Annotated in this window: 25 protein-coding genes; 8 read left to right on the forward strand and 17 right to left on the reverse strand. The window is 69.3% G+C overall.

What is annotated here, in order from left to right:
• Window positions 1-54: 54 nt before the first annotated feature.
• Complete coding sequence (locus AB0C27_RS09260) at window positions 55-282, reverse strand: hypothetical protein (RefSeq protein ID WP_357840170.1); 228 nt, start codon at window positions 280-282, stop codon at window positions 55-57.
• Between the two features lie 181 nt (window positions 283-463).
• Complete coding sequence (locus AB0C27_RS09265; RefSeq protein WP_357840173.1) at window positions 464-1495, reverse strand: hypothetical protein; 1032 nt, start codon at window positions 1493-1495, stop codon at window positions 464-466.
• A 122-nt stretch (window positions 1496-1617) separates the two neighbouring features.
• Here AB0C27_RS09265 and AB0C27_RS09270 point away from each other — a divergent pair, with 122 nt between their 5' ends.
• Window positions 1618-2397 carry a LuxR C-terminal-related transcriptional regulator gene (locus tag AB0C27_RS09270; RefSeq protein WP_357840176.1) on the forward strand — a complete coding sequence of 260 codons (780 nt, stop codon included), beginning with the start codon at window positions 1618-1620 and terminating at the stop codon, window positions 2395-2397.
• Window positions 2398-2460: 63 nt separating this feature from the next.
• Here the strand turns inward: AB0C27_RS09270 and AB0C27_RS09275 are convergent, their stop codons facing one another.
• Together AB0C27_RS09275 and AB0C27_RS09280 are read right to left on the reverse strand one after the other, a co-directional pair.
• Window positions 2461-3783, reverse strand: coding sequence for an FAD-dependent monooxygenase (locus tag AB0C27_RS09275; RefSeq protein ID WP_357840179.1), 1323 nt, complete (start codon window positions 3781-3783; stop codon window positions 2461-2463).
• Window positions 3784-3898: 115 nt separating this feature from the next.
• Window positions 3899-4435, reverse strand: a complete 537-nt coding sequence (locus tag AB0C27_RS09280; RefSeq protein ID WP_357840181.1) for a PadR family transcriptional regulator — start codon at window positions 4433-4435, stop codon at window positions 3899-3901.
• A gap of 240 nt (window positions 4436-4675) precedes the next feature.
• Here AB0C27_RS09280 and AB0C27_RS09285 point away from each other — a divergent pair, with 240 nt between their 5' ends.
• The gene (locus AB0C27_RS09285) at window positions 4676-6337 is read left to right on the forward strand and encodes a serine/threonine-protein kinase (protein WP_357840183.1); all 1662 of its coding nucleotides are present in this window, start codon (window positions 4676-4678) and stop codon (window positions 6335-6337) included.
• A gap of 60 nt (window positions 6338-6397) precedes the next feature.
• Here AB0C27_RS09285 and AB0C27_RS09290 read toward each other — a convergent pair whose 3' ends face one another.
• Together AB0C27_RS09290 and AB0C27_RS09295 are read right to left on the reverse strand one after the other, a co-directional pair.
• A complete protein-coding gene (locus AB0C27_RS09290) occupies window positions 6398-7978 on the reverse strand; it encodes a transporter substrate-binding domain-containing protein (protein WP_357840185.1) in 1581 nt (526 codons plus the stop codon).
• 31 nt (window positions 7979-8009) lie between these two features.
• Entirely contained in the window at window positions 8010-8393 is a 384-nt protein-coding gene (locus AB0C27_RS09295) for a hypothetical protein (RefSeq protein WP_357840687.1), read from the reverse strand.
• Between the two features lie 226 nt (window positions 8394-8619).
• Here AB0C27_RS09295 and AB0C27_RS09300 point away from each other — a divergent pair, with 226 nt between their 5' ends.
• A complete protein-coding gene (locus tag AB0C27_RS09300; RefSeq protein WP_357840188.1) occupies window positions 8620-8793 on the forward strand; it encodes a hypothetical protein in 174 nt (57 codons plus the stop codon).
• Window positions 8794-8879: 86 nt separating this feature from the next.
• On the opposite strand, the gene AB0C27_RS09305 is transcribed toward AB0C27_RS09300, so the two are convergent.
• A complete protein-coding gene (locus tag AB0C27_RS09305) occupies window positions 8880-9806 on the reverse strand; it encodes a cytochrome d ubiquinol oxidase subunit II (RefSeq protein WP_357840191.1) in 927 nt (308 codons plus the stop codon).
• A gap of 14 nt (window positions 9807-9820) precedes the next feature.
• Window positions 9821-11032, reverse strand: a complete 1212-nt coding sequence (locus AB0C27_RS09310) for a cytochrome ubiquinol oxidase subunit I (RefSeq protein WP_357840690.1) — start codon at window positions 11030-11032, stop codon at window positions 9821-9823.
• A gap of 213 nt (window positions 11033-11245) precedes the next feature.
• Between AB0C27_RS09310 and AB0C27_RS09315 the strand changes: the two genes are divergently transcribed.
• Window positions 11246-12433: a cytochrome P450 gene (locus AB0C27_RS09315; protein WP_357840194.1), complete on the forward strand. Its 1188-nt coding sequence runs from the start codon at window positions 11246-11248 to the stop codon at window positions 12431-12433.
• On the opposite strand, the gene AB0C27_RS09320 is transcribed toward AB0C27_RS09315, so the two are convergent.
• Genes AB0C27_RS09320 through AB0C27_RS09330 form a run of 3 tightly spaced genes read right to left on the reverse strand, consistent with a single transcriptional unit; the run spans window position 12423 to window position 14190 of the window.
• Window positions 12423-13526, reverse strand: coding sequence for an aminotransferase class V-fold PLP-dependent enzyme (locus AB0C27_RS09320; protein ID WP_357840197.1), 1104 nt, complete (start codon window positions 13524-13526; stop codon window positions 12423-12425). The two genes, AB0C27_RS09315 and AB0C27_RS09320, sit on opposite strands and share 11 nt — an antisense overlap.
• Entirely contained in the window at window positions 13523-13834 is a 312-nt protein-coding gene (locus AB0C27_RS09325; RefSeq protein WP_357840200.1) for an antibiotic biosynthesis monooxygenase family protein, read from the reverse strand. The genes AB0C27_RS09320 and AB0C27_RS09325 overlap by 4 nt, the downstream gene beginning before the upstream one ends.
• Complete coding sequence (locus tag AB0C27_RS09330; RefSeq protein ID WP_357840202.1) at window positions 13822-14190, reverse strand: TcmI family type II polyketide cyclase; 369 nt, start codon at window positions 14188-14190, stop codon at window positions 13822-13824. The genes AB0C27_RS09325 and AB0C27_RS09330 overlap by 13 nt, the downstream gene beginning before the upstream one ends.
• Window positions 14191-14296: 106 nt before the next feature.
• Here AB0C27_RS09330 and AB0C27_RS09335 point away from each other — a divergent pair, with 106 nt between their 5' ends.
• From AB0C27_RS09335 to AB0C27_RS09345, 3 genes are all read left to right on the forward strand, one after another.
• Window positions 14297-15469, forward strand: a complete 1173-nt coding sequence (locus tag AB0C27_RS09335; protein WP_357840693.1) for a histidine kinase — start codon at window positions 14297-14299, stop codon at window positions 15467-15469.
• Window positions 15466-16122 (forward strand): response regulator transcription factor, encoded by a 657-nt coding sequence (locus AB0C27_RS09340; protein ID WP_357840205.1) that lies wholly within the window; start codon window positions 15466-15468, stop codon window positions 16120-16122. The genes AB0C27_RS09335 and AB0C27_RS09340 overlap by 4 nt, the downstream gene beginning before the upstream one ends.
• 129 nt (window positions 16123-16251) lie before the next feature.
• Complete coding sequence (locus AB0C27_RS09345) at window positions 16252-18366, forward strand: MMPL family transporter (RefSeq protein WP_357840208.1); 2115 nt, start codon at window positions 16252-16254, stop codon at window positions 18364-18366.
• Between the two features lie 11 nt (window positions 18367-18377).
• Here AB0C27_RS09345 and AB0C27_RS09350 read toward each other — a convergent pair whose 3' ends face one another.
• From AB0C27_RS09350 to asnB, 6 genes are all read right to left on the reverse strand, one after another.
• Window positions 18378-19058 carry a hypothetical protein gene (locus AB0C27_RS09350; protein ID WP_357840211.1) on the reverse strand — a complete coding sequence of 227 codons (681 nt, stop codon included), beginning with the start codon at window positions 19056-19058 and terminating at the stop codon, window positions 18378-18380.
• Window positions 19059-19135: 77 nt separating this feature from the next.
• Entirely contained in the window at window positions 19136-20152 is a 1017-nt protein-coding gene (locus AB0C27_RS09355) for a methyltransferase (RefSeq protein ID WP_357840214.1), read from the reverse strand.
• 10 nt (window positions 20153-20162) lie between these two features.
• Complete coding sequence (locus AB0C27_RS09360; RefSeq protein WP_357840217.1) at window positions 20163-21173, reverse strand: methyltransferase; 1011 nt, start codon at window positions 21171-21173, stop codon at window positions 20163-20165.
• A 14-nt stretch (window positions 21174-21187) separates the two neighbouring features.
• A complete protein-coding gene (locus tag AB0C27_RS09365) occupies window positions 21188-21949 on the reverse strand; it encodes an ABC transporter permease (RefSeq protein WP_357840219.1) in 762 nt (253 codons plus the stop codon).
• 5 nt (window positions 21950-21954) lie between these two features.
• Window positions 21955-22953, reverse strand: a complete 999-nt coding sequence (locus AB0C27_RS09370) for an ABC transporter ATP-binding protein (protein ID WP_357840222.1) — start codon at window positions 22951-22953, stop codon at window positions 21955-21957.
• Window positions 22953-24803: an asparagine synthase (glutamine-hydrolyzing) gene (gene asnB, locus AB0C27_RS09375; RefSeq protein WP_357840225.1), complete on the reverse strand. Its 1851-nt coding sequence runs from the start codon at window positions 24801-24803 to the stop codon at window positions 22953-22955. Before asnB ends, AB0C27_RS09370 begins: the two co-directional genes overlap by 1 nt.
• 153 nt (window positions 24804-24956) lie before the next feature.
• On the opposite strand from asnB, the gene AB0C27_RS09380 reads away from it, so the two are divergent.
• Window positions 24957-25892 (forward strand): isocitrate lyase/phosphoenolpyruvate mutase family protein, encoded by a 936-nt coding sequence (locus AB0C27_RS09380; RefSeq protein ID WP_357840228.1) that lies wholly within the window; start codon window positions 24957-24959, stop codon window positions 25890-25892.
• Window position 25893 lies beyond the last annotated feature (1 nt).

Here is a 25893-nt window from a genome sequence, read left to right on the forward strand (position 1 = left end):
CTGGCTCACCGTCGTTGCTGAGCCAGTCGCTCGACTATCGGGATTGTCGGCTCCTCAGCGGTGGGGCAACTGCGGGTATACCACGAGGAAGAAGACAGCGAGCGCCACAATGGCGAGGATGACTTGTGTCCCGAAGCTCAAGTCGTCCTCGTCGCTGTTACGGCGGGCACGCCAATCTTCGCGATTGCGTCTACGTGCCGACTCTTCGTTGGAGCGACGGACCATTTCGCATTGCTGGTCTATCCGCCGTGAGCTCTCCCGCTGGTAGTCATCGAAAGGCATTTGTTCGGTCCTCCTGGGTTGCATCGTTGGCAGCCAGCTGAAACGGAAGGCCGTCACTGCAGGTAGCGATAGGTCCGCGGTCACCGAGGTGTAGTCCGTCGACTCGACGACGTCACCCTTCGAGACCTTCTCCCACGTCGTTGCCGTCAACGACCGGCCGCTCCAACGTTTAAGACGTGCTCTAGTCGCGGCCGTAGATCCGGAGACGGAAGCGCCACTGTCCGGAGTTGTCGGACAGATCGGGGTCGTTTACGCCGAACAGCAGCCGGACGGGCTGGGCATCAGCCCACAGCATGCATCCTCCGAGGGCCGTCGCCTGCACGGGATCTCCCACCCAGCCGGCTGGATTGTTGTTGAAGCGCAGGATGGGCGACAACTCGAACAGGTCCTGGTATGGCCAGCCGGAGGTGACAGCCGGCCTGTTGGTGCCGTTGGGACCGTGGTCGGCGAAGAAGTAGTCCATGCGGGCTCTGCTGGCGTAATCGGGTTCGAGGCGCAGGACGTCCCCTTGCCGCAGGACGTTGCCCGGTGTGGCTCCCGAGGGGAAACTGCCGAAACTGCCGTTCCCGGCGACTCCCATGGAGGTGTCGGCCCGGTCGCGTGGTCCGGTCGCCGGCAGGTTCCGGCTGCACCGGTCCATGGGGCCGGTGGCCGGGGCGGACGCCTTCCAGATCAGTACGCGGAAGGTCCAGGCGCCGTCGTTGTCGCCCGGCCCGGGGTCGTTCACGCCGAACGAGAATCTGGCTGGGGCGTTGTCACGGAAGACTGTGCACCTGTTGAACGCAGTTGCCTGCCGCGCGTCGCTCGTCCAGCCTGCGGGGTTGTTGTTGAAGCGCAGCACCGCGGAGTACTGGGCCAGCCCGGGGAAGGGCCATCCCTGCGGCGCGACCTGCCCGTTGCCGGCGGGGCCGACGCTACCGCCCTCCCAGTCATCGGGATCCACTCGCGAGTTCATGTCCGGGATGATCTGGAACACGTCGCCCGGCTCGATGATGTTGTTCGGGTTGCGGCCGACGGGAACGCCGCCGCCGCCGTTGCCCCAGACGAGCAGGTGCGGGATGTCGTGGTTCGCGACCTGGCCCTCAGCGCAACGGCGCATCGCGTCGAGGGTGCCGGCGTGGGCGGGCGCCTCCGTCACCGCCGTCAGCGTGGTGGCGACGAGCAGTGCGGCCCCCGCCAGACGTGATCCGAGACGGGCAGTTCTTCGCTTCATGCGGGCTCCTCTCGTGCATGTCACCCACACTGTCCCGCCGGTCGGCCGTGCCGATGAATACGAAGAAGTGCGTACTTCCCATTTGCTGTGTCAGCTGGTAGCCGTTCATGCACAATGCGCTCATGGCGTCTTTGTTCAAGGCGGATGCGAGACGTATCCACGACCTGGCAATGGACATCCTCACGACGAGAGCGCCCGTACGCGTATGGCCTCTGCTGATGGAGCGGCTGACAAAGGATCTGCCGGGAGATCTGGCGGTGCTCATCGACCTGGACTGGGCGGCGGGCACCGGGCACGCGCTGACCGGATCGCCCGACTGGCTGCACCAAGCACCGCTGGACGCCCTGATCCGCTCCCACATGCGTGCGCACCCGCTGCTCCGCCACTACGCACGGACGGGTGACCGGACGCCTCTGACCATGGACGACGTCGCCGGCGGCGACTGGTGGGGGAGCGAAGCCTACCGCGCCGGCAGAGAAGCGATCGGCATCGATCGCCAGATCGCCCTGCCCTTGAATTCCCTGCCCGGTCAGATCCGCGGCGTCATCATGAGCCGCGACGGCACTGGCTACAGCGGCCGGGATCTCGAGTACGCCGGTCTCGCGCGCTCACTCCTTGACACGGTTGAAGCGCACGAGAAGGTGGTCTTCAGCCTGCCCGCGCTTGCTGACCCGGCCGAGTTCAGGATCACCCTGCGCGAGATGGCGGTCCTGAAGCTCCTGAGCGAAGGGCTGACCGCCTACGCCATCGGCCGCCGCCTCAACATCAAGGAGGCGACGGTGAACAAGCACAAGGAGAACCTCTACCGCAAGCTCGGCGTGCACGACCGGGTGATGGCACTGCGGAGGGCCCGGTCTCTCGATCTTCTCCCAGCCGACCGCGCCGACCCGTCGGACGCCTGAACTATCCCGTTCCGTACCGACGAGCCCAGGCCCTCCGGACGCAGCCAGGTGTCGAGCTCCAGGTCAGCCCTCGCCGAACACCGCCCGGCCGAGGGGCGGGACGGCTCCGCAGGTGCGGAAGAACCATCGGATGGCCGTCCGTCGCAGCGGGTTGCGGTCGATCGCGGCGTCGGTGTTGCGCACGACCTCGCGCACGGTGTCGAAACCGTGGTGCAGCATGTCCGTCTCGTAGTCGTGCAACGCCCGCGACAACGGCTGCTCGCCACGATCGGCGGCGATGAGGGCGGTGCGGAGCCGGTGGGCGTCACGCAGGGCGGTGTTGCCGCCGAGCCCACCGACCGGCGGCATCTGGTGGACGGCGTCCCCGAGCCCGGTGACGTTGCCCGTCTCCGCCGGCCGGAGCGGCTGGGCGGCTCTGAACTCGGTCTGGTAGAGGGTGTCCGGGGTCGAGTCGGCGAGCAGCCGGCGCAGGTCGGGGTGCCATCCGGTGGTCCGCCGGGCCAGCATCTCCCGTACCGCGACCGGATCGACCTGGTCCTTCGCCGTGAAGCCCGGCAGCGCGTCGCGGTGGGCGATGAAGGCCCACAGGATGTAGTCGTCGTCGTGGGAGTCCTCCAGCAGGCGCTCCGGCTCCAGCCCGAGCGCGCGTAGGCGGTCGCCGAGCCTGGCGTTGATCGCCGCCGGGTTCTCGCGCCTGCGGAAGACCGCGGTGAACAGGAAGTCCTGGCGGGGCCAGAACGCGTTCATGCCGGCGAGCAACGGCTCCGGCAGCCAGCGGCGGTTCTCCTCGGTGAGGAAGAGCTTGCCGGCCACGGCCGTCGCCGGCAGCGTGGTGCGGCCGGCCTCGGGGCGGAGCTGTCCCCACACGCGGGAGCCGGCGCCGTCGGCCGCGACGAGCACGTCCGCGGTCGCGGTGGTCCCGTCGGCGAACGCCGCTGTCACCGTCCCGTCGTCCGCCCGGACGAAACCGGTGCACTCCTTGCCGAAGCGGACGACGTCGTCCAGGCCGGCCAGCAGGATCTTGCGCAGGGTGACGCGGCTGACGGCATGCCGGCCGGCCGTGGGGTCCAGCGGATCCGGCTTCCTGCCGTCGTCCCGGCCGATGCGTACGAGCGGCCGCATGCGTTCATCGCGGAAGCTGATCCCGGGGCCGGGGTCGCCCGAGGTGGCCACCAGCACCTCCCACAGGGCGGGCGGCAGGCAGGCGCGCAAGGCGGTGCTTCCGGTGGGTTCGATGTTCAGCCGGAAGCCCTGGAGCCGTGAGTCGGCCGATCGGTCGCGTTCGTACACGGTGACGGGGATGCCGGCTCGCCGTAGTCCTTGAGCGAGGCAGAGCCCGCCGATCCCGCCGCCGATCACGGCGACGTGCTTGAGCCGAGCGGACATGCAAACTCTCCTTCCGATGTTCCGATGTTCCGATGTTCCGATGTTCCGATGTTCCGATGGGGACGCACCCGCGCTGGTGGAGGCGGATTCGGGCTTATAGGGCGGATCCGGGCGGTCACTCCTGGGGCGTGAGTTCGGCGAGCAAGCGCTCGTGCCAGGCCAGCTCCGTCTCCAGCCGCATCAGCGTGTAGTCGAAGGCGACGGCCTCCAGCCTGCTCAGATGCGGCTCGGCCTCGCCGCGCAGATTGCGCCAGAAGCCGAGCTGTGTGGCGAAGGAGTCGCGCCGCCGCTCAACGGCCGTGCGCAGCTCGTCCTGGCCGATCTCGCCGCTGTGCAGGAGCACCAACTGGATCGCGTCCGGCCGGAGCCTGGTGTCGGCGAGGACCGACCTGATCAGCGAGACGAGCTCGGTACGGCCCTTGCCGGTGATGCCGTACACCGTGCGGGCGGGCAGGTTGCCCTCCTGCTCCGTGCGAACCACCTCGACGACGCCCTCGTCCGCCATCCGGCGCAGCGCCCCGTACAACGATCCGGGTTTGACGTCCGCCCACAGCTCGACCCGATCCATCTGGGCGGCGGCCCGGATCTTGTGCCCGTGCATGGGACCGCCGTCCGCCAGGGCGCCGAGGATGAAGAGACGAGTTGCTCGCATATGACTACTCAAACACGAGTACTCGCGCCGCGCAAGGCTTCGCCGCGCATTGAGTACGGGAGGCCCGGGTGCCGCGCTCAACAAGAAAGAGCCCGCCCCTCAGGACGAACTCTTCATGGGTGATCCGGTGCCCGAGACGACGGCCCGGGAAGATCTTGGATCAAGTCAAACGTGGAACCTTATCAAGCACTTTCATGTTGTGGGTACTTTGCGGCATAAGTCATCTTAGGATCGGCCATTGTGACGTCCAATGGACTGCATCCCCCTCTCGCCCTGGAAACGTCCGATCCCGTGCAGATCGGTCCGTACCGGATCGCCAGCAGGCTGGGGCAGGGCGGCATGGGCACGGTCTACCTCGCCGAGGGGCCGGCGGGGCCGGTGGCGATCAAGGTGATCAACCGCCTGCTCGCCGTCGACCCCGAGTTCCGCGCGCGGTTCCGGCGCGAGGTGTCGGCGGCGCGCCGGGTGCGGCGGTTCTGCACCGCGCCCGTGCTCGACGCGCAGTTAGACGCCGAGCCGCTCTGGGTCGTCACCGAATACGTCGCCGGGCCCGATCTGGGTCGTGTGCTGCGCGAGAACGGGCCGCTGGAGGGCTCGAACGTGGAGGCGCTCGCGGTGGGCGTGGCGACCGCGCTCACCGCCATTCACGACGCCGGGTTGGTGCACCGCGACCTCAAGCCCGCGAACGTGCTGCTGTCGCCGCTCGGCCCGCGCGTGATCGACTTCGGCATCGCCCGCGCCCTGGACGCCGGTGACCGGCAGACCGCCACCGACATGGTCGTCGGCACCCCCGACTACATGGCGCCGGAGCAGGTCCAAGGGGAACAGGTGGGCCCGCCGGGGGACATCTTCGCCTGGGGCTGCGTGGTCGTCGCGGCCACCGTGGGCGCCTCCCCGTTCGCCTCCTCGAACCTGCCGCACGCGATGTACCGGGTCGTCCATGACGAACCCGATCTGCGGCGCCTCGACCCCGGCCTGCGGCCGATCGTCGCGGCGGCGCTGAGCAAGGATCCTGCGCGCCGTCCCACCGCGCAGGAGCTGCTGGGCGCGCTGGTGCAGCGGCCGGATGTCGACTCCGCCCAGGTCGCCAGCAGCGTACGGCTCGACCTGAGCCCGCTGCGTAAGAAGGAGGGCCGGGAGAGCCGGAGCCGAGGCCGGTCGGCGCGGCACCGTTTACCGGAGGAGACCAGACGGCGCAGGCTGCGGGACGTGCTGATCGGAGCGGGGGCGGCCCTGGTCGTGAGCGCGCTGGTCGCCGCGGCCGTGATGGTGTGGGTGGTGAACTCGGCGCCGGAGACGCCTCCCCGCGGCGAGATGGTGTACCGCGAGACGTTCGCCACCGACACTTCGGGCTGGAACAACGAGGGCACCGGGGTGGACACCGGTCAGGGCTACACGGGCGACGGCCGCTACACGATCAGGCTGAAGCGCGGCGCAGGGCACCGCTGGAGCCCGGCGCCGGCGAAGAAGGGACTCCCCGACCACGCGCTGGCGTCGGTGAAGATGAACTTCTCGGACGCCGGCGCGGAGACCTGGAACGGGGTCTACTGCGAGTACTCCAAGGACGACCAGGTCGCCAACGACATCCTGTACGTCATGGAGATCCGCGGCGACGGGCACGGGAAGATCGCCAAGGTCGTCGGCGGCGTCCCGCGGAACATGACCGGCGACATCCCGTTGCCGGAGGGCGTCGCCAGGGGGAACGCGCTGCTCCGCGCCGAGTGCGTACGCGGTGACGGGCGGGTCGATCTGGCGTTGTGGGCCGACGACCAGCTCGTCATCCGGCTGGCCGACACCGAGGCGAGCAAGGCCGTCGGCCCGCCCCGCTTCGGGCTCTTCGTCGAGAGCGTCGCCGAGACCCGCACCTATTTCGACGACTTCGTCGTCGCCCGGCTCCCCTGACATCCAGGCGGCCGGCCGGTGAGCCGGGCCTGGCGCAGAACTCACGTCATCGCAGGCCACTCAGCCTGCCGCGCCTGCTCGGCAAGACATTTCGTCGATCTCTTCAGAAGTGGGAAGCGCTTCGAGTATATCCTTCGTCAAAGGCAGGCGTTCGCTGAAGCGTTCCCGCCAGTCCTGGCTGCTGACGTATTTTTGCAAGGCGACTCGGAGGCGTTCGCAAGTATCATTATTACCCTTGGCTATCGCGAATCCCGTGGATTCGAGATGGCCGAACCTGATACCCGGGACAAGTTTAGTTCGGTCTTGCATCGCCAACTGCATGCCGGCGAGTGTCAACCGGTCTCCGACGATCGCGTCCACCTTGCCCGACCATAGGCTGGCGAGACAGTCATCAAGACTCGCTGCCACGGAGATCTGTGCCCTTCTTTCGGCCTTCATCATAGAGTCGACCGTTGTCGATCCGGCTATCGCGCATACACGCTTCCAGGAGAGGTCGCCAATTTTTTCGATGCCTTTATTGCCGCGAGGTACTAATACGCCCAGTCGCGAGGATGCGAGCGGACCGACGAAATCGACTTCTCTTTCTCTGGACGGGGTGATGCCCAGCGTGCCGGCGATGTTGACGTCTTTCCTCGCCACCGTTCTTATCGCGTCTTCTCGCGCAACCTCCCTGAAGGTTATTTCTCCCTTGAAGCCGGCAAGTCGAAGCAATTCTGTGATGACGTCGTGGTTGTAGCTGGACTCTGGTCCGTTGGTGCGATTGCCTTCGTCTCGCCAGACTCCCACCACCACGCGCGGGGCATCGAGGAATGGTTCCGGCACCAGGGGTGCGTAGGTGCTGCCCTGGAGCAAGGCGAGCGGCAACATCGCGAGCAGGGCACGGCCGGTCTTCGCCGCGGCGCTCGGCGGCTTCCTGCCGGAGCGGGAAGTGGCCGGACGGGAAGCAGGTGGAGGTTTGATCGGCCCCCGCGTCACGGCGAGATTTCCGGCGCTGCCGACGGAGCGGCGTTGCGGACGGGGGAAGCCGCGGCCGACCAGTTCCCGGTCGATGTGGCGGTGAATCTCATCCAAGGTGAGCGGGCCGGGTTCGCGTAGCGCGTTCAGCAACGCTCCGGTGAATGCGGTGTTCCGGGCACCGAGTGGAGCGTGCGAGAGGGAATTGGCAGGCGTGGACGTCAGGGTATAGGTGCCCGTCAGATCGAGCTGCCCCAGGGCGAGGCTCCGCCGGTTGCTCATGACGGTGACGGCCTGGCCGGAGAAACAGCAGTCCAGGAGAAGCACGCGGGCTTTGGCGCGAGCGCTGCCGACCATGCGTTTGACCAGGTCCACGTGAATGGCGGAAAAGCCGACGTGTTCGGCGTTGGTGCCGGTCAAAGCAAAATGCAGTGCTCCGGTGTCGTCGAGAACCCCGTGCCCGCAGTAATAGACCAGCAGCAGATCCTCCGCCTCGCGGACGGCGGCGGTCAGGGCCACGCCGACAGCGGCCTGATCCGCCGGATCGGCCAATGTCTGACAATGATCGGCTTCGAGGAGGCCATGGACGGGATGCGTCAGCACCTGACGCAGGTCTTCGAGATTCGTGCGCACGGCGGGGATGTCAGGCAACTCCGGGTCGTGGAAGGTACCCGCCCCGATGAGCACCGCCCGGCTGCCCCTGCCATCCGGAAACGGCTTACGACTCACCATGCCGCTCGACAGCCGCCGGGAACTGCTCCGCCACCTCCCGCAGCACCGCCGCCGGGTCCGCGGCACGACGGACATCCACCTCGACCCGCCGCCCGTCGGCAGCGGTGACGGTGATCTTGACATCGGCGCCGCGGGAGGTGAGCCAGGTGCACACCGACTGGATCAGCACCACCACCGCGCCACCGGAGCCCACCGCCACCGTCAGCAACTCCACCGCCGAGCCCATCTCTCCCGGCTCCGGCGCCCGCCGTTGAGGCCGTACCCGTCCGCGCAGTTCGTCCTCGGAACCGAGCCAGTTGAACAACCCCAGCGCGTGGGTCTCGGCCTCCGCACCCTCGACAACCACCTGCAGGTCCACAGCATCGGACATCTCAAGCACGAGGTAACGTCCTTTGAATTACGGCTTTTGGTATCCATCATGCTAGCGGCCTGGATGTGCGCAGCCTTATCCTGCCGCTCCTAAAACGGCCCGCGCCTCAAGTCGACTGCGCCGAATCGGCAGCTCCCCGCCCTCTCAACGAACACTCAACAGATTCACAACACCGCCCCGCGCACGATATGGATAGCCAGTCGGGCAACAGGACAAAGGAGGCACCATGCGATTCGCGGCCAAGGCAGTAGGAATGCTGGTCACAACCGGCGCGATCTGGGTCTTCGGCCGGGTGAAGGGGACGAGGACGTACGGATGGATGTCGGTCGACAACTTCCGCACCATCCGTCACACGAACTATGAGAAGTGCCGGGCGAACGCCGACCGCGATCACTTGTAGAAGCACTCCTCGTGCGAAGTGGCGTTGAATCGGACAGGCGACAGACGGGAGCGGGCGGCGGATCGCAGGCCCGCGCTAGGGACGCATCAGAAGAAGAGGGCAGTCCTCGCATCCACGCGTCGCCGGAACGTCCGCCACATCCACACCTGCGCGCCCGCCAGCAGGGGCAGCAGGATCAGCGCGAACCCGCCGAGCACCCGCAGAGTCTCCGCTCCCGCCGCGGCCTGGATGAGCTCCGGTCCGAGCCGCACGCCGACGAGCACGGTGACGCTGGTGATCGCAGCCGACGTCAGCGCCACCGCACGGCCGAAGGATTCCGCGCGGACAGCCGTCCGAGCTGTCCACAAGGCCGCAGCGCCGGCTCCGCCGACCGCGACAGGGGCGGCGAGCGGGAGGCTCTCGCCGGGGAGGCCGCTGATCAGGAATCCGGTGAGCGGGACGAGCGCCAGGAGGAGCGCCGCCGGCCCCAGTAAGCCGGACGCCAGGGTCTTCGCGGCCTCGGCGAGCTCGGCCGGTGATCTCAGGGCCGCGAACACGGCACCATGCGCGGCGAGCAGCACGACCGCCACCACGGCCCACACCAGCACAAAAGGCCCCATCCCGTGCAGCGCCGCACCCACGGCCGCTCCCCAGAAGGCGGCGAAGGCGAGGCTGGCCACGTTCAGGACGCGATCCCAGCCGACCCGCCAGCGCGCGGACGGAAGCCTGCTGCGGAACCAGACCGACGCGTCCCGCACCGCCCAGATCAGCAGGCCCGCCACCACCACCGGATAAAGCCACTCCGCCAGCCGGGCTTCGGCACGGGGGAACGCCCCGGCCAGCACGCCGCCGGCCACGACCAGCCAGACCTCGTTGCCGAGGAAGAAGGGGCCGATCGTGGTGAGCAGGGTGCGCCGCTGCTCGCCCGTCCTCCCCACGCGGTGCAGCAGCATGCCCACGCCGATGGCGAACCCGTCCGTCACCGCGTACAGGTTCAGGAACAGCATCAGCAGGACGGTCCAGAGAAGGTCCATGGGTTTCCTCGCCATCAGTAGCGGAGCGGCAGGACCTCGTCCCCGACGGCCGCCGCCCCGAAGGTCGCGGCGCTCACTCCGCGCCGGGCGAACTTCGCGAGCAACCAGTAGTCCATGACGGCCAGCGAGACGAGCACCGTGACGAAGCCGGCCGACGACACGGCCACCGCGACGGGTTCGAGGTCGGACACCGCCTGGTCGGTTCTCAGCACACCCCACACCACCCAGGGCTGGCGGCCCACCTCACGCACCAGCCAGCCCATCGACACCGCCAGGAAAGGCAGCGGCAGCATCCCGATCAGCACGTAGAGCGGGAAGCGCATCCGGAGGATCCGGCCGCCGATGGTGAGGAGGAGGAAGAGGAACGTCCCCCACGACACGACATAGGCGACGTCCTTCATGATCTCGAACGGGACGATGATCCAGGACGGCGGCGCGAGCCCCGCTCCGTCGAGCGTCCCCGACATGGCGGCCAGCTTCACCGGCTGGTACCGCTCGACGACGTTCTCCTGGACGAAGCCCCAGTGGATGGCGGAGAACCCGCCGAGCGGAGCGGCGAGCAGCCCCCAGCGCAGCGACCGCCGGAAGACATCGGCGTCGGCGGTACGCCGGAGCAGCTGCCAGGAGCTGATCCCCGCGACGAACAGGGCACCCGTCAGCAGCGCGGCGGAGATCAGATGCAGGAAGGCGTCGGTCAGGGCGGGGTTGGTCAGCAGCGCGCCGAAATCCGTCAGGCGCGCCTGCCCTTCCCGCAGCTCGTAGCCGACCGGGTGCTGCAGGAACGAGTTCGCCACCATGATCCAGAAGGCGGTGACGTAGCTTGCCGCGGCGACCAGCCAGATGAGGCACAGGTGCACCGGAGCGGGCAGCCGGTTCCAGCCGAAGATCCACATGCCGAGGAACGTCGCCTCGGCCACGAAGCCGATCAACGTCTCCAGCGCCAGCGGGACGCCGAAGACATCGCCGGTGAGCCTGGCCAGCCCGCTCCAGTTCAGCCCGATCTGGAACTCCATCACCAGGCCCGTGATGATGCCGACCGCGTAGTTGATCACGTACAGCGTGCCCCAGAAGCGCGTCATCCGGGAGTAGACGTCCTTGCCGGTGATCACGTGCATCGTCTGCATGGTCGCCACGAACACCACGAGACCCAGAGAAAGGGCCACGAACAGGAAGTGGATCGACGCCGTGGCGGCGAACTGCAGTCGAGACAACAGCAACAGGTCCATCATCACCCCGTGGCTCTCCGTCCTGACGACGGTGCCAGCGGGGACTCGTATCGCGTTGGTGTCCCGCTGGTGCCGCCGGGCGTTTCGTCCTGCGGGGTTTGAGCGGGTACGCGACGTCCTTCCAGACGTTGCTCGAAGGTCTCCAACGTTCCTCGAAGGCGACGCGACCGGCCGTGGCGAGGATGGAGCCCTCCTCACCGGTAGGAGTGCCGCATGAGCACGTACGCGTTCCCCTTCACGTCCGAGCTTCCGGGTGAGCCGGCTCCGGAGTTCGACCTGCTCAGGGCCAGGCAGCCGGTCACTCGGGTACGCCTGCCCACGGGTGACGAGGCCTGGCTGGTGACCGGGTACGAGGCCAACAGGATCGTCCTGAGCGACGCGCGTTTCAGCCGGGCGTTGACCACCAGGCCCGACGCGCCGAGGCTGCAGCCGATCCCGTCGGATCCGTCGTCGCTGGTCAGCATGGATCCCCCCGATCACACCAGGTTGCGCAGGCTGGTGAACCCCGCCTTCGGCAACCGCCGCGTGGCGGCCCTCCAGCCAGTGATCGAGCGCAAGGTGGAGGACCTGGTCGACGCCATGGTCGAGGAGGGGCCGCCCGCCGATCTGGTGTCGCGGCTGGCCGGCCCCCTGCCCATCGCCGTGATCTGCGAGCTCCTGGGCGTTCCCGCCCAGGACAGGAGCAGGATCTCCGGCTGGGTCGGCATCATGCTCAGCCTGACCCGGTTCCCACCGCCTCAGGTGGCCGCCGCCAGGGCGGAGTTGAAGGACTATCTGGCCTCGCTGGTGGCCGCCAAGCGCGACGAGCCGGCCGACGACCTGCTCAGCGAGCTGATCGCGGCCCGCGATTCCGGAGGCAGGCTCAGCGAGGAGGAGCTGGTGATGATGGGCACGACCGTGCTCGCCGGCGGATTCCTCAGCACGGCCAGCGAGATCGCCCTGTCGTTCCTGTGCCTGTTCCGCCATCCCGACCAGCTCGACCTGCTCGTCAAGTGCCCGGAGCTGCTGGACTCCGCGGTCGACGAGCTCCTGCGCTACAACGCCCTGACCACGGGGGGTGGGCTGCTGCGGATCGCCACCGAGGATGTCGAGCTCGGCGGCGTGCGGATCCGGGCGGGAGAGGCCGTGCTGCCCGCCATCTCGGCGGCCAACCGTGATCCCGGCGTGTTCCCGGACGCCCACAGGTTCGACGTGACGCGCGCGGAGAATCCGCACCTGACGTTCGGCCTGGGCTTCCACTACTGTCTCGGCGCGCGGCTGGCGCGGAGCGAACTGGAGCTCGCCCTGGCCGTGACGCTGCGCAAGCTCCCCCGGCTCGGCCCCGCCATGCCCGTGGAGCGGCTGCCCGTACAGGACGGGCAGCTCATCCGCGGCCTGGCGGAGCTGCCCGTCACCTGGTGACGGCGGCGAGGGCGTCGGCGAGACTCCGCTCCAGCTCTTCGAGCCGGTGCCAGGGGATCTCGCCCATCGTGCAGATGCGGAAGTACTCGCCGGACAGGTGGCCTTGACCGGCGTACACCACGTAGCCCCGTCTCTTGAGCTCGTCGTGCAGAGCCCGGTAAAGCACTCCGCGGGGCAGCCGCAGCATCGTCACGGAGTTGGACCTGAACGGCTCACCGACCAGGATCGGCAGGCCGAGCCGATCGAACTGGCCGCGGACCAGCGCCGCGCGCTCCCGGTACAGCCGCGTGCGGGCCGCGAAGCCGCCGGCCTCCTCGTACTCGGCGATCGCCGCGTCCAGGGCGTAGCACGCCTGCACCGCGGGGGTGAAGGCGACCTCGCCACGACGCTGGCTCGCCAGGTGCGTGGCGGCGTCGAGGTACAGGGACCTGGACGGCACCTCACCGACGCGTTCCACGGCTCTGGCACCGAGCAGGACGAACGACACCCCGGGCACGCCGTGCAGGCCCTTGTTGGCGGTGCCGCAGATCACGTCGGCGGACACCCGCGCCAGGTCAGGCTCCTCGATGGCGGTGCCGCTGATGGCGTCGACCACGAAGAGCGCCTGTCCGGCGGACGCCGTCGCGGCGCCGATCTCCTCGATCGGGTTGATCAGACCGGTCGTGGTCTCATGGTGCACGCACGCCACGGCGTCGATGTCGTCGTGCTCGGCCAGGGCCGCCCGCACCGCCCCGGGATCCACCGGTCTCGTCCACGCGTTCCTGACCTCGTGGCAGGTGATTCCGTGGACCCGGGCGATCTGCGCCAGCCGCTCGCCGTAGACGCCGTTGTTGACGACGAGCGCCGCGCGGCCCCGGCGGACCGAGCCGATGAGCGCCATCTCCATGGCCGCGGTGCCCGAGCCCGTCACGAGCACCGTCTCGTGCGTGCCGCCGAGGTGCAGGCAGCGGGGCAGCGTCACCCGGATCCGCTCCAGCAGTTCGGCGAACTCCGGCTCACGATGGCACAGATCGCCCCGCAGCAGGGCGTCGCGCACCCGCTTGGAGGTGCCTGCGGGGCCCGGGGTCAGCAGGGTGAGCGCGCCGTCGATCACTCCGCGGCCCCCTTGCCCCGCAGGTGGGTGACCAGGCGCATGGTCGTCATCGTCGAGCCGGCCCGGAACCGGTCCAGCACGCGCCGGTTGTCCACGTGCTCGGCGCTGTGCTCGAACCGCCGGAAAGCGGCCTCGTCCCGCCAGTCGGTGACCACGTAGTACACCGGCTCCGCCTCGTCGCCTCTGAGCAGCCACTGATCGAGGTTGGCGGAGCTCGCCGAGACCCTTGCGGCGATGTCTTCCCAGGCCCGCTCGAACCCGGCCTCCGTGCCCTCCTTGACGGCGAACCGGAGGATCACCCGGAACATGCCGCCTGCCCTCCGCAGCCGCAGGCTCCGCCACCGGGCGCGGACCAGGTGTAGAACGGCTCCGCCATGGCGTCCTTCGGCTCCTTCCAGTTCGGGTCGAAAGGACTGATGTACTTGGTGAGGGCCTGGTTGATGTCGCGGTAGAGGGAATGGCCGCGGGCACTGTACAGCGAGGCGGTGATGTCCTGATCGGCCTCCACCAGATGCATGTACAGGCCGTGGAAACGGAAGAGCGTGCGCCGGGAGACGCCGATCATGTGCGGGAGCTCACTGGCGTCCGAGGCGGCGAAGGCGGCGGCCACCTCGTCCGCCTGTTCCGGGTTCATCCGCGCGACGATCAGGGTTCGGTGAGCCATCACCCGCTCCTTAGGAAGCCGTACCGGAGCTGTGATGATGTCAAGCCGCCTTCAAGCCGGACTCGAAGGCGTATGGAGTGGCCTGGTTTACGCTCAAGGCGTGGTGATGCTGCGCAGGGAGTTCCTGGCGGAGACGGTGCTCGTCATCGGCATGGCCGTCATGACCATCCTCGGCTCCGTCATCGCCGGCCTCAACCAGGACGGCAGGACCGTGGACTGGACGGCCTGCGCGCTGCTGGCGGGGGCGTGCCTGATCCTGCCCCTGAGGCGGCGCCGGCCGGTGGTCACCCTGCTGGTCACCCTCTCGGCGCTGGTGCTCTACCACGCTCTGGCCTTCCCGTACGGGTCGGCCGTGGTCCCGGCCCTGATCGCCACCTACAGCGTGATCGCGGAGCCCGGAAGCCGGCTGCGGCCCGTCGGCCTGGTCGCCGCGGCGTTCCTGGTCCTCTACCCCGCCATGGGGTTGCCGCTGGGCGTCTACGATTCGGACTACGCGGCCGGCACCCTGCTCGTCTGGGCCGTCGTCGTCGGCGGGGTGGTGGTGCTCGCCGAGCTGACCAGGATGCGCAGGGAGCAACTGGTCATGGTGGAGAACCAGATGAAGGAGGCCGAGCGGCTCCGGGAGGAGGAGGCGCGCAGGCGTACGGACGAGGAGCGGATGCGCATCGCGCGCGAGATCCACGACATCGCCTCCCACACGATCTCGGTCATCGTGATTCAGTCGAGCGTCGCCAAGGAGGCCCTGCGAGACTGCGCCGCGTGCCCGGATGCGGCGCGCACGGCCCTGGACGTCATCCGGGTCGCGAGCAAGGAGGCCATGAACGAGATGCAGGCGGCGATCGGAGTGCTGCGCGCGGGCGCCTGCGAGTCGGAGCCGATGCCCGGCCTGGCCCAGGTCGAACGCCTGATCACGTCGGCCGCCGAAGCCGGGCTGGAGGTGCGGCGGACTGTGCGGGGCACGGCCAGGCCGCTGCCGCCGATGGTGGATCTGACGGCCTACCGGATCATCCAGGAGTCGCTCACCAACACCCTGCGCCACGCGGCGGCCAGGACGGCGGAGGTCGATCTCGCCTATGACGAACGGGGACTGGCGGTACGGGTGAGCGACGACGGCAGGGGACCGACGGGCGGTACGGGTTACGGCCTGGTCAGCATGAAAGAGCGCGCGAGCACCGTGGACGGCTGGGCCGAGGCCGGCCCCCGCGAGGGAGGAGGCTTCGAGGTGCGTGCCTGGTTACCCGCCCCGCAGGAGGATTCGGGCTGGCGGGGGTCCTCGTGATCCGGATCGTGCTGGCCGACGACCAGCCCCTGGTCAGGGCGGGGCTGCGGGCCTTGCTGGAGAACTCGTCCGACATGGAGGTCGTGGCGGCGGCCGCCGACGGCGAAGAGGCCGTCAGCGTGGTCAGATCCAGCCTGCCCGACGTGGTGCTGATGGACATCCGGATGCCGGGAACGGACGGTTTGGAGGCGACCCGCAGGATCCGGGCGGACCCGGAGTTGGCCGCCACCCGCGTGCTCATCCTCACCACGTTCGAGTTCGACCAGTACGTGTTCGAAGCCCTGCGGGCCGGCGCCAGCGGCTTCCTGGTCAAGAACATCGAGCCGGACCGCCTGCGCCAAGCGGTGCGTGCGACCGTGCGCGGAGAGAGCCTGCTCGCCCCGAACGTCACCCGGCGCCTCATCGAGCAGTTCGTCCGGCCGGCCGGCGACGGCGCGGAGGGGCTGTCGGCGCTGACCGATCGCGAGCGCGACGTCCTCGCCCTGGTGGCCGAGGGACTGTCCAACGCCGAGATCGCCGCCCGGCTCTTCCTCAGCCCGGCGACGGTCAAGACCCATCTGCACCGCATCATGACCAAGCTGGACGCGCGCGATCGCGCCCAGCTGGTGATCCAGGCGTACGAGGTGGGGCTGGTCCGGCCACGCTGGCTGTGACCCCGTACACCCCTGGGTGTACGCCGCCTGCTCCCTTGCCGGATCGAGAACCCGCTCACGGGTGGACGCCCCCGCGCGACCTCCGGACCTAGCGTCGGAAGCTCTCCCTTTTCCCGCACGGAGTGAGTGATGCGACAGCTGTCGGCGTTCGTGCTGCGGCACAAGATCTGGGTCATCCTGTTCTGGACCGTCACGGCGGTGTTCGGCGGCTGGGCCGCTTCGATCGTCCCCGACAGGCTGGCCAACGACTACTCCTTCCCCGACGAACCGGCGTTCAAGGCCAACACCGCGATCCAGGAGCTCTACGGCAACGGCGGGGCGACCGAACCCCTGGTGGCGGTGATCCACTTGCCGGCCGGCCAGAGGGGTGGCTCACCGGCTGTCAAGGAGGGTATGGAGCGGGCGAGCGCGGCCCTCTTCCAGCAGGCGCGAGTACGGCTGCTGCCCCGGCCCGATGACGGCGGCCTGCCGTACGCGCTGGCCCTGCTTCCCGAGGAGAGGTGGGGGGAGCCCATCGAGTACGCCCCCATCGTCGCCGAAGCGCTGCGAGCTTCCCTGCCCGCGGGCAGCGAGGTCGCGATGACGGGCATCAAGGAGCTCGAAGACCAGGTCGAGGGAGTCACCACCGACAGCGTGGTCATCGAGACGCTCATCGCCGGGGCCGGCGCGCTGATCGTGCTGCTCTGGGTGTTCGGCTCGGCGCTTGCAGTCCTTCCTCTCGTCGTCGCGACAGTGTCGATCATGGTCTCCTTCCTCCTCACCCTGGGCCTGACCGAGATCACCGACGTGAACGCCACCATCCAGTACCTGATCGCGCTGATCGGGCTGGGGGTGGCGGTGGACTACTCCCTGCTGCTGGTCAACCGGTGGCGGGAGGAACGGCGCACCGAGGGAATGTCCGCTGAGGAGGCCATCCACCGGGCCATGGAATCCGCGGGACGGGCCGTGGTCTTCAGCGGCCTCACCGTCGCGGGCGGCCTGGGCACCCTGATCGTGCTCCCCGTGCCGTTCATCCGCAGCATCGGGCTCGGCAGCATGTTGATCCCCCTGGTCAGCACCCTGGTGACGCTGTCGTTGGTGCCGGTGCTGCTCGCCTCGATCGGGAAGGTGCTGGAATGGCCACGCCGGGGTCGCGGCGTGCCGTCGGGCGCGGTGTGGCGGCGGTGGGCGGGGTTCGTCGTCCGCAGGCCCCTGATATCCCTGCTCGTGGGACTGGCCGTGCTCTCCCCGCTGCTGGTCGCCGCCACCACGATGCGGCTGGGCGATCCGGTGTCCACGGCGCTGCAGAGCGAGGGCAGCGCCGGCACGGCGCTGACCGAACTCGAACGCGGCGGCGTGCCGCGCGGCGTGCTCACGCCCATCGAGGTCCTGGCACCGTCCGGTGTCGCACCGGAGACGGTGGCCCAGCGGCTGGCGGCCGTGGAGGGCGTGCACGCGGCCGTCGCTCCGGACTCACCCGCCTGGCGGCAGCGCGGCACGGCGATGGTCAGTGTGCTGCCGGCAGCCGAGACCAGCACTCCCGCAGGACAGGACACGGTGGAGCGCGTCACGGCGTTCGCCCGGAACTTCCCCGGCGTCCAGATAGGCGGGCGTGGCGCGCTGACGATCGACTCCGCCTCCGCGCTCTACCGCGACTTCCCGTACATGCTCGCCGCCATCCTGGTGTTCACCTTCATCGTGCTGTCCCGCGCCTTCCGCTCCGTCATCCTGGCCGGCCAGGCGATCATCCTCGGCATGATCTCCATCGCCGCCTCCTACGGCATTCTCGCCCTGGTCTGGCAGGAGGGGCACGGCTCCGGACTCCTCTGGGGAGTCGAGGCGACCGGCGCCATCGCGCTGTGGGTGCCGCTGGTGGTCTTCGCCTTCCTGTTCGGCCTGTCCATGGACTACGAGGTGTTCCTGCTGGCCAGGATGCGGGAGGAGTACGACGCCACGGGCTCGACCCGCACCGCTGTCCTCACCGGCCTCGGCCAGGTGGGGCGCCTGGTGACGAGCGCGGCGCTGATCCTGTTCCTGGCCTTCGTCCTGCTTTCCACGATCCCGGTGGTGGATCTCAAGATCGCGGCTACCGGGCTGGGCGCGGGCATCCTGCTCGACGCGACCGTGCTGCGCGCCATCCTCGTGCCCGCCCTGGTGGCGTTGACGGGCGCGGCCACGTGGTGGTTGCCCCGGTGGATGGCCACGGCGCTCCGCGTACGAGAGACGGTCCCCCCGGTCAAGGAGGACGCCCGCGTGGACGGCTGAATGATCGTCGCTCACACCTTCGCCCGCGCGGACGACCGCACCATGAGGATCCCCATGACGAGCATCCAGATCATCAGGACGCCGCTCGGGCCGACGAATCCGGCCAGGTGCGGGATGACGTCCAGGCCCAGGTAGTACGTGATTCCGGCCACCGTGACGAGCAGCCCCACCAGGAAGGCGGCCCAGCCGAGCCAGCGTGGGAAGGCCCGGCCCAGGGCCACCGCCAGGCCCATCACCAGGAAGGGGACGCCCACCAGCCAGATGATGGCGGCGACGAAGGTGGCCTGGAGCGCTCGGTACACCGCCGACGCGATCAGGAAGGCCTCCTGCTTCCCGGCGCCGGAGGCATCGGCCCACGCGTCGGAGACCACTTTGAGTACGTACCCGTCCAAGGCGGTGTCGAGGACGTAGATGACGAAGCCGACCAGAACCGCACCCGTGGCGATCCGCGCGAGGACTCCGCTCCATCCTTCGGTGAGCGCGGCGGCGAGGCCGGCGAAGGCGATCGGCCAGAGGGCCACGGCGAGGATGGCCAGCAGATGGATGGCATGCCACTCGGGGTGCGCGGCGACGTGCGGAACCGCGTTCGCCGCGCCGCTCGGCAGGTCTCGGTGTAACGCGCCGGCGGCCAGGTAGCCGACCGCGCCGAGGACGGCGCACACGCCACCCAGCCTGACAGAAATCGCGCTCATGGCGGCCATGGAGTTCATCCTCTGTTGCGGACTGTTGACGTTTCTGCCGGGAACGCTAGGAAACCCGGCCGACCGGGTCAACGATCATTCGGCTTGCGACCGGTCACCAGCGACTCGAATTCGCCCAGCGGCCGGGCGGCGGTGTCGACGAACCCCGCGGCCGTGAGCCACGATCGGCACTGCTCCGTCGTGTAGCCACCGCCGCCGGGCGTGATCAGCATCATGTTGAGGCTGACGAGCAGGCTGGAGGCCTTGCCCCGGCGGTCGGGATCGATCATGTGGTTGGTCACCAGGACGGTGCCGCCGGGACGCAACGCGTCGAAGGCCTGCCGCAGGAGCACGGCCCGCTGCTCGTCGTCCCAGTCGTGCAGAATCGCGCTGAACAGGATGGCGTCGGCCCGCGGCAGCGGGTCGGTGAAGAAGTCGCCCGCGTGGAAGGACACCTTCTCCCGCATCCCGAGCCTGGCCAGCTGCTCCTCGAAGGCGGGCTCGGCGTGAGGCAGGTCGAAGACCGTGGCCCGGACGTGCGGATTCTCCCGTACGACATGCGCCGCCGCGGTGCCGCTGCCGCCGCCCGCGTCCACGAAGTCGACGATCCCGCTCCAGTCGAACTCGCGCGCCAGCTCGGGGTTCTTCATCGCGCCCAGGTAGTCGAACCAGGACATGAGCGAGCGCCACACCTCCTGACCGCGGTGGGCCGAGGCGAACATGTCGCTGCCGCCCCTGACCAGCACCTGCGACTCTCCGGTCTTCAACGCCCCCGGGAGCCCCTCCCAGCGCCGTCTCGCGCCCTGGAAGAAGCGGACGATGCTGGTCGGCGCGTCGCACCGGAAGTATTCCTCGGCCAGCGGGGAGTTGGCGTACCTGTCGCCCTCACGCCGCAGCAGCCCCACGGCCACCAGCGCGTCCAGGAAGTCGGGCAGCAGCCTGGGGTGCAGCTCCAGCCGCGCCCTGATCTCCTCCACCGTGGCGGTGCGGCCGGCCAGCAGGTCGAACAGCCGCAACTCCATCGCGGTGAGCAGGGACATGTACCCGAAGAAGGAGATGCCCAGTTTCCAGATGGCAGAGCGGTCCAGGGTGTCGTCGAACGCCATGGTCACTACCTCACTTGTCCTTGTGTCCCACGATGAGGGACTCGCCCTGGGCCAGTGGCCGGATCTCGACGCGGGCGAAACCCGCCTGAAGCAGCCAGGAGCGGCAGTCCTCCATCAGCGGCACCCGCCCGTCCTTGGACACGAGCATGATGTTCAGGCTGACCATGAAGCTGGCCACGTTCGAGGACCGGGCGTCGTCGAGCATGTGGTTGGCCGCCAGGACGACGCCGCCGGGACGGAGCGCCTCGTACGCGGAGCGCAGCATGGCCAGCCGCTGCTCCTCGCTCCAGTCGATGAGCATCCCGCCGAACAGGACGGCGTCGGCCCGCGGCAGCGGGTCGGCGAAGAGGTCGCCCGTCTGGAAGGACACCTTCCCCTGCGTGCCGAGCCTGGCCATCTGCTCCTCGAAGGCGGGCTTGGCGTTGGGCAGGTCGAAGACCGCGGCGCGGACGTGCGGGTTGTCCCGTACCACGTGCGCCGCGGCGGTGCCGTTGCCGCCGCCGGCGTCCACGAAGTCGACGACTCCGCTCCAGTCCACCTGGCGTGCCAGGGCGACATTGCGCGCGGAGGCCAGGTAGTCGGCCCAGGCGAAGAACTTGCGCCAGTCGTCCTTGCCCTGGCGCAGGTTGTCCATGGTCGCGCCGGCCGGCTTCATCGTGACGAGCGGCTCTCCGGAGCGCAGCGCCTGCAGGAGGTTCTGCCAGCGGAACTGCGCGCCCTTGACGTACCTGATCACGTTCGTGGGGGACTGCTCGCGCAGGTAGTGATCGCTCAGCCGGGTGTTGCCGTAGTCGCCCGTCTCGCGCGTGAGCAGGCCGACGGCCACCAGCGAGTCGAGGAAATCGGCTGTCAGCCTGGGGTGCAGGCCCAGCTCCGCCCTGATCTCCGCCTCGCTCAGGGTGCGGTCGGCCAGCAGGTCGAACAGCCGCAACTCCACGGCCGCGAGCGCGGTGGTGTAGGCGAAGTACTGGTGGCTGAGGCCGAGGATCGGCCCGGCATCGATCGAATCGTCGAAACTCATGATGGGTGTCTCCTTCATGCGGATCGCTGGTAGGAGCGGAAGGCGTTCACAGCGATCAGGATGGATACGGTGCAGGCGGCGGTCAGCAGGCCGAGCCCGAGCCAGACGGCCGGCCAGTCCGGATGGGCGCTCAGTGCCGTCCTGCTTGCGTCCACGGCCCAGCTCACCGGGTTCAGCGTGGTCGGCAACCACGAGGCCATGAGACCTTCCGGCATGAAAGCCGTGGACAGGAAGGCGAAGGGGAAGATCAGCAACTGGATGACGGTGATCTGCACTTCCCGGCTGCGGACCCGAAGCGCGAGCGTGTTGGAAAGGGCCGCGACCGTGAGCGCCAGCAGCATGACCGCGGCCGTCATCACCGCCAGGCCGGCCGGCCCTCCCGGATAGCGGACCCCCAGCAGCAGGGCCGCGGCCAGGAGGACGAGGGTCTGCACGACGGCGATCAGCGCCTGGGGGATCAGGTTGCCCGTGATGATCGCGACGCGCCTGACCGGCGACATCAGCAGCCGGTCCAGCACACCGCGTTCGAGGTCCATGAGCATGGTCAGGCCGGCCCACGCGCTGCCGAACATGGCGCCCACGGCCGCCATCCCCGGCGTGAGGAACTGGGGGTAGCTCGCCGCAGGGAATCCCGGCAACCGGGCCACTCCACTGAGCAGGCCGCTGAGGAAGACCATCCAGATGAGCGGCTGGGCGAGGGTGGCGGCCAGATACCAGGAGCGGCCGGCGAACACGCGCAGCTGGCGCGTCGAGAGCAGGAGGGAGTGCTCCGCCACCGCCCTCATCGCCGGCCCCCGGCGTGCCGGAAGTAGATGTCGTTCAGCGACGGGCGGCTCACCGACACCGGCCCCGTGACCGAGTGAGCCGTCAGCACCTCCAGGACCGAGCCGAGCGCCCGCGCGTCGCCCTGAACGTCGACCCGCAACTCCGTCCCGGCCCAGGCCACGTTCCTGACCTGCGCGACCCGCCGCATCGCGGCCTTGACCCGCCTTGCCGTGGCGGAGTCGGTCAGCCGCACCGAGACCACGTCGCCCCTGAGCTCCTCCTTCAGATCCCGCGGTGATCCCTGGACGACCACGGCGCCCTTGTTGAGGATCACCACCCATGAGGCGAGCCGGTCCGCCTCGTCGAGCTGGTGCGTGGTGAGCAGGACGCTCATCCGCCGGTCCCGGCACAGCTCGGTGACCAGCGACCACAGCCCTTCGGCCGCCACGGGGTCCACCGCGGCGGTCGGCTCGTCCAGCACCAGGACGGCCGGCTCGTGGACGAGCCCCATGGCGAGTTCGAGCCTGCGCCGCATGCCGCCCGAATAGGTACGCACCAGGCGTCCGGCGGCGCTGCCCAGATCCATCCACTCCAGCAGCTCGTGCAGCCGGCCGCGCAACCTGTCGCCACGCAGGCCGTAGATCCTGGCCTGGAGCCGGAGGTTGTCGTATCCCGTGGCCGAGGGGTCGGAGGAGTAAGCCTGGCTGACCACCCCGATCCTGCGCCGCACCTCGGCGGGCCGCGCGCGGACGTCGACGCCGTCCACGCCGATGCTTCCCGCCTCGAACCCCGTCAGCGTGGCCATCGCCTTGATCAGCGTGGACTTTCCCGCCCCGTTGGGGCCGAGGACGGCCGTGATCTCCCCGCGGGCGGCGCTGAAGGAGATCCCGTCCAGCGCCCGCACCCCGCGCGGGTAGGTCTTGACCAGGGACCGCACCTCGATCGCCGTCGGGCGAGCGGGATGAGCGGCGGGAGCGGCCCTGGCCGGCTCGATGGTTCCCGGTTCCGCCGCCATCAGACGAGCCGCACTCGGTAACCGCTCAGCCAGGCGTCGAGCTGCAGGACCATGTGGATGTCGGTGCGGTCGCGCCACGCGCGCTCGGGCCGCGGCGGCGAATCGAGCAGTTCCCGGGCCGCGGGGACGTCGATGAGGTCCAGTGCGGGGCTGCCGCCGTCCTCGATCAGCGCGGCCAGCCTTTCCCGCATGGCCGCGCCGCCGTGCGGGCCGGCCCCGATGGGGAAGGGGCTCGGCGTCCTGTTCAGGATCGCCTCGGGCAGGTCGTCGCGCAGGGCCGCGGAGGCCACGTTCAGCGGCCCGCCGTCCTCACCCTTCATGTCGTACGGGATGTTGAAGCAGTATTGGATCATCTCGGGCGTGCAGTACGGCCAGCGGGCCGACAGGCCGGCCGTCTGGGTGAGCCCGGTGTCGAAGACCGTGACGTACTCGTGCCAGCCGTACAGGCTGAGATACCGCAGCTCGCGCGCCTTCCTGGCGGACTCGCTCTCCCCCTTGAGCACGGGCACGGCCGCGACGGTCTCCCGGTACCTCCTGGCGCAGTATCCGGGCAGGTCGAGCCGTTCCAGCAGGCCGGGCGCGAGCAGGCCGGTGCCGATGCCGCTCCGGTGGGTGCGGCGCTGGGTGAAGGAGATCCAGGGGAAGGTGGCGCCGCCGGTGCTCTGTTCGTCGCTCATGCCCAAGGCGCCGCCGAACATCAGCCCCGCCTGCTGTCCGCTCAGCACGACCGGCACGCTGGAGCTCACCGTCCGGCACAGGAAGCGCAGGGCGATGGCGAAGTCGCTGGTCGGTGTCGGGCGGTCCTGCTGCGCGGCGACCATCGTCCGCTGGAGCACCGGGTCTTCCAGCTCGGCCCGGTCGACCACGATCTCCGTGTGGTCGGTGCCGAACTCGCGGGCGACCATGGCCGCGTGAGGCGCGTCCCGCGACACCTGGAGCAGCCCGGGACCCGTCTGCGTGCCGGCGAAGTCCAGGGTGAAGGTGCGCAGGGCGGGCCCGCCTCTCTCACGCATCACCCGGGCCGCCAGCGCCACCAGCGCGCTGGAGTCCACACCGCCCGACAGCAGCACGCCGACGGGGACGTCCACGTCCAGCCGCGCGTGCACTGCCGCCTCCAGCAGCTCGCGCCAGGTCGCGGCGGTACGGGCCGCGGAGTCGGGATGCGGCGCGGCCTCAAGGGTCCAGTACCGCTGTTCCTTGACCCCTCCGGCGGTGATCCTGACCAGGTGTCCCTGGTTGAGCCGCCGCATGTCCTTGTAGACCGACCTGCCGGGGACGACGGTGAAGGACAGCGCGTCCCGCAGCCCGTCCTCCTCCACCACGGCGTCGATCTCCGGATGGGCCAGGAGCGCCTTGGGCTCCGAGCCGAACAGGACCCCGGTGGGGGTGGTCTGGTAGTAGATGGATCTCAGCCCCAGCCGGTCTCCCACCAGCACCAGTTCCTCGCCGCGCACGTCCCAGATCGCGATCGCGAACACGCCGTCCAGCCTGCTCACGCACTCGATCCCCCACTCCAGGTACGCCCTGGCCACCACCTCGGCCTCGCCCGAGGTGCGGAAGTCGTGCCCGTGACCTTTCAGCGCGGCCCGCAACTCGCGGTGGTTGTGGATGTCGCCGTCGAGGGCGACCACGACCAGCGGGTGCCCGTCCTCCTCGACGACGAGGGGCTGAGCGCTGCCCGCCACGTCGACGAGAGCGAGCCGGTGGTGCCCGATGACGGCGCGGGGGGAACTCCAGATCCCGTATCCGCCGGGCCCTCGCCAGGCGACCTGGCCGGCCATGGTGGCGACGATGTCACGGGCGGGTGTGAGGTCACGCTGGTAGTCGATCCATCCGGCCATCCCGCCCATGTGAAAGTCCTTTCTTCTCGCCGAAGCTGAGGCAGAGCATGCATGGGCGCTCTAGAGAGACGGTCGAGGAACGCTCGGCTCGGATCTCGACCGAGACTCGAATCGCGCGAATGACAATGACCCGGCCAGTCATCGCCCTCGCGAGGAGGAACCGTGTCGTCACCCCATTCCGACCGCCGTGCCGTCCAAGGTCAGGGAGCCCGGCTCCGCGATCTCATGCGAAATTCGGCGGTGTTCCCGCTCCTCGGCGTGCACGACGGGCTGTCCGCGCGCATCGGGAGCGACTGCGGGTTTCCCGCTCTGTGGGCTTCCGGGCTGGGCATGTCCACCGCCCTCGGCGTGCGCGACTGCGAGGAGGCGTCGTGGACGGAGCTGATCCAGGTCGTCGAGCACATCACCGCGGTGACGGACGCGCCCGTGCTGGTGGACGGCGACACGGGCCACGGCAACTTCAACACCGCGCGGCGGTTCGCCTGCCGGGCCGAGCGGGCGCGCGCGGCCGGCATCTGCTTGGAGGACAAGGCCTCGCCCAAGATGAACTCCTTCGTCGGCGACGCCCACGCCCTCGCCCCCATCGCCGAGATGTGCGGGAAGATCGCCGCCTGCCGGGACGCCGTGACCGATCCCGACTTCGTCATCATGGCCAGGGTGGAGGCCCTGATCGCGGGGGCCGGCATGGACGCCGCCCTGGAGCGGGCCACCGCCTACAAGGCCGCGGGCGCGGACGCCATCTTCATCCATTCGAGGCAGCCGACGGTCGCGGAGATCGCGAAGTTCTGCGCCCTCTGGGATGACCGGCTGCCCCTGATCGTGGCGCCCACGACCTACCACAGCACACCCATGAGCCAGTTCCAGAGCCTGGGCATCAGCGGGGTGATCTGGGCCAACCAGGCGTTGCGCGCGGCCACGGCCGCCATGCGGCGCGCCTGCCTGGTCCTGCGCGAGAACGGGCCCACGGGGCTGGACGACTCGATCAGCACGCTCAAGGAGATCTTCACGCTGCTGGAGTACGAGGAGCTCGAACGCGAGGAGCAGCACTACGCGGAGCTGCTCACCAAGCTCAACGGCTACGCCGAGTTGGGGGCGTGAG

The organism is Nonomuraea sp. NPDC048882 (assembly GCF_040649755.1).
GTDB lineage: Bacteria > Actinomycetota > Actinomycetes > Streptosporangiales > Streptosporangiaceae > Nonomuraea > Nonomuraea maheshkhaliensis.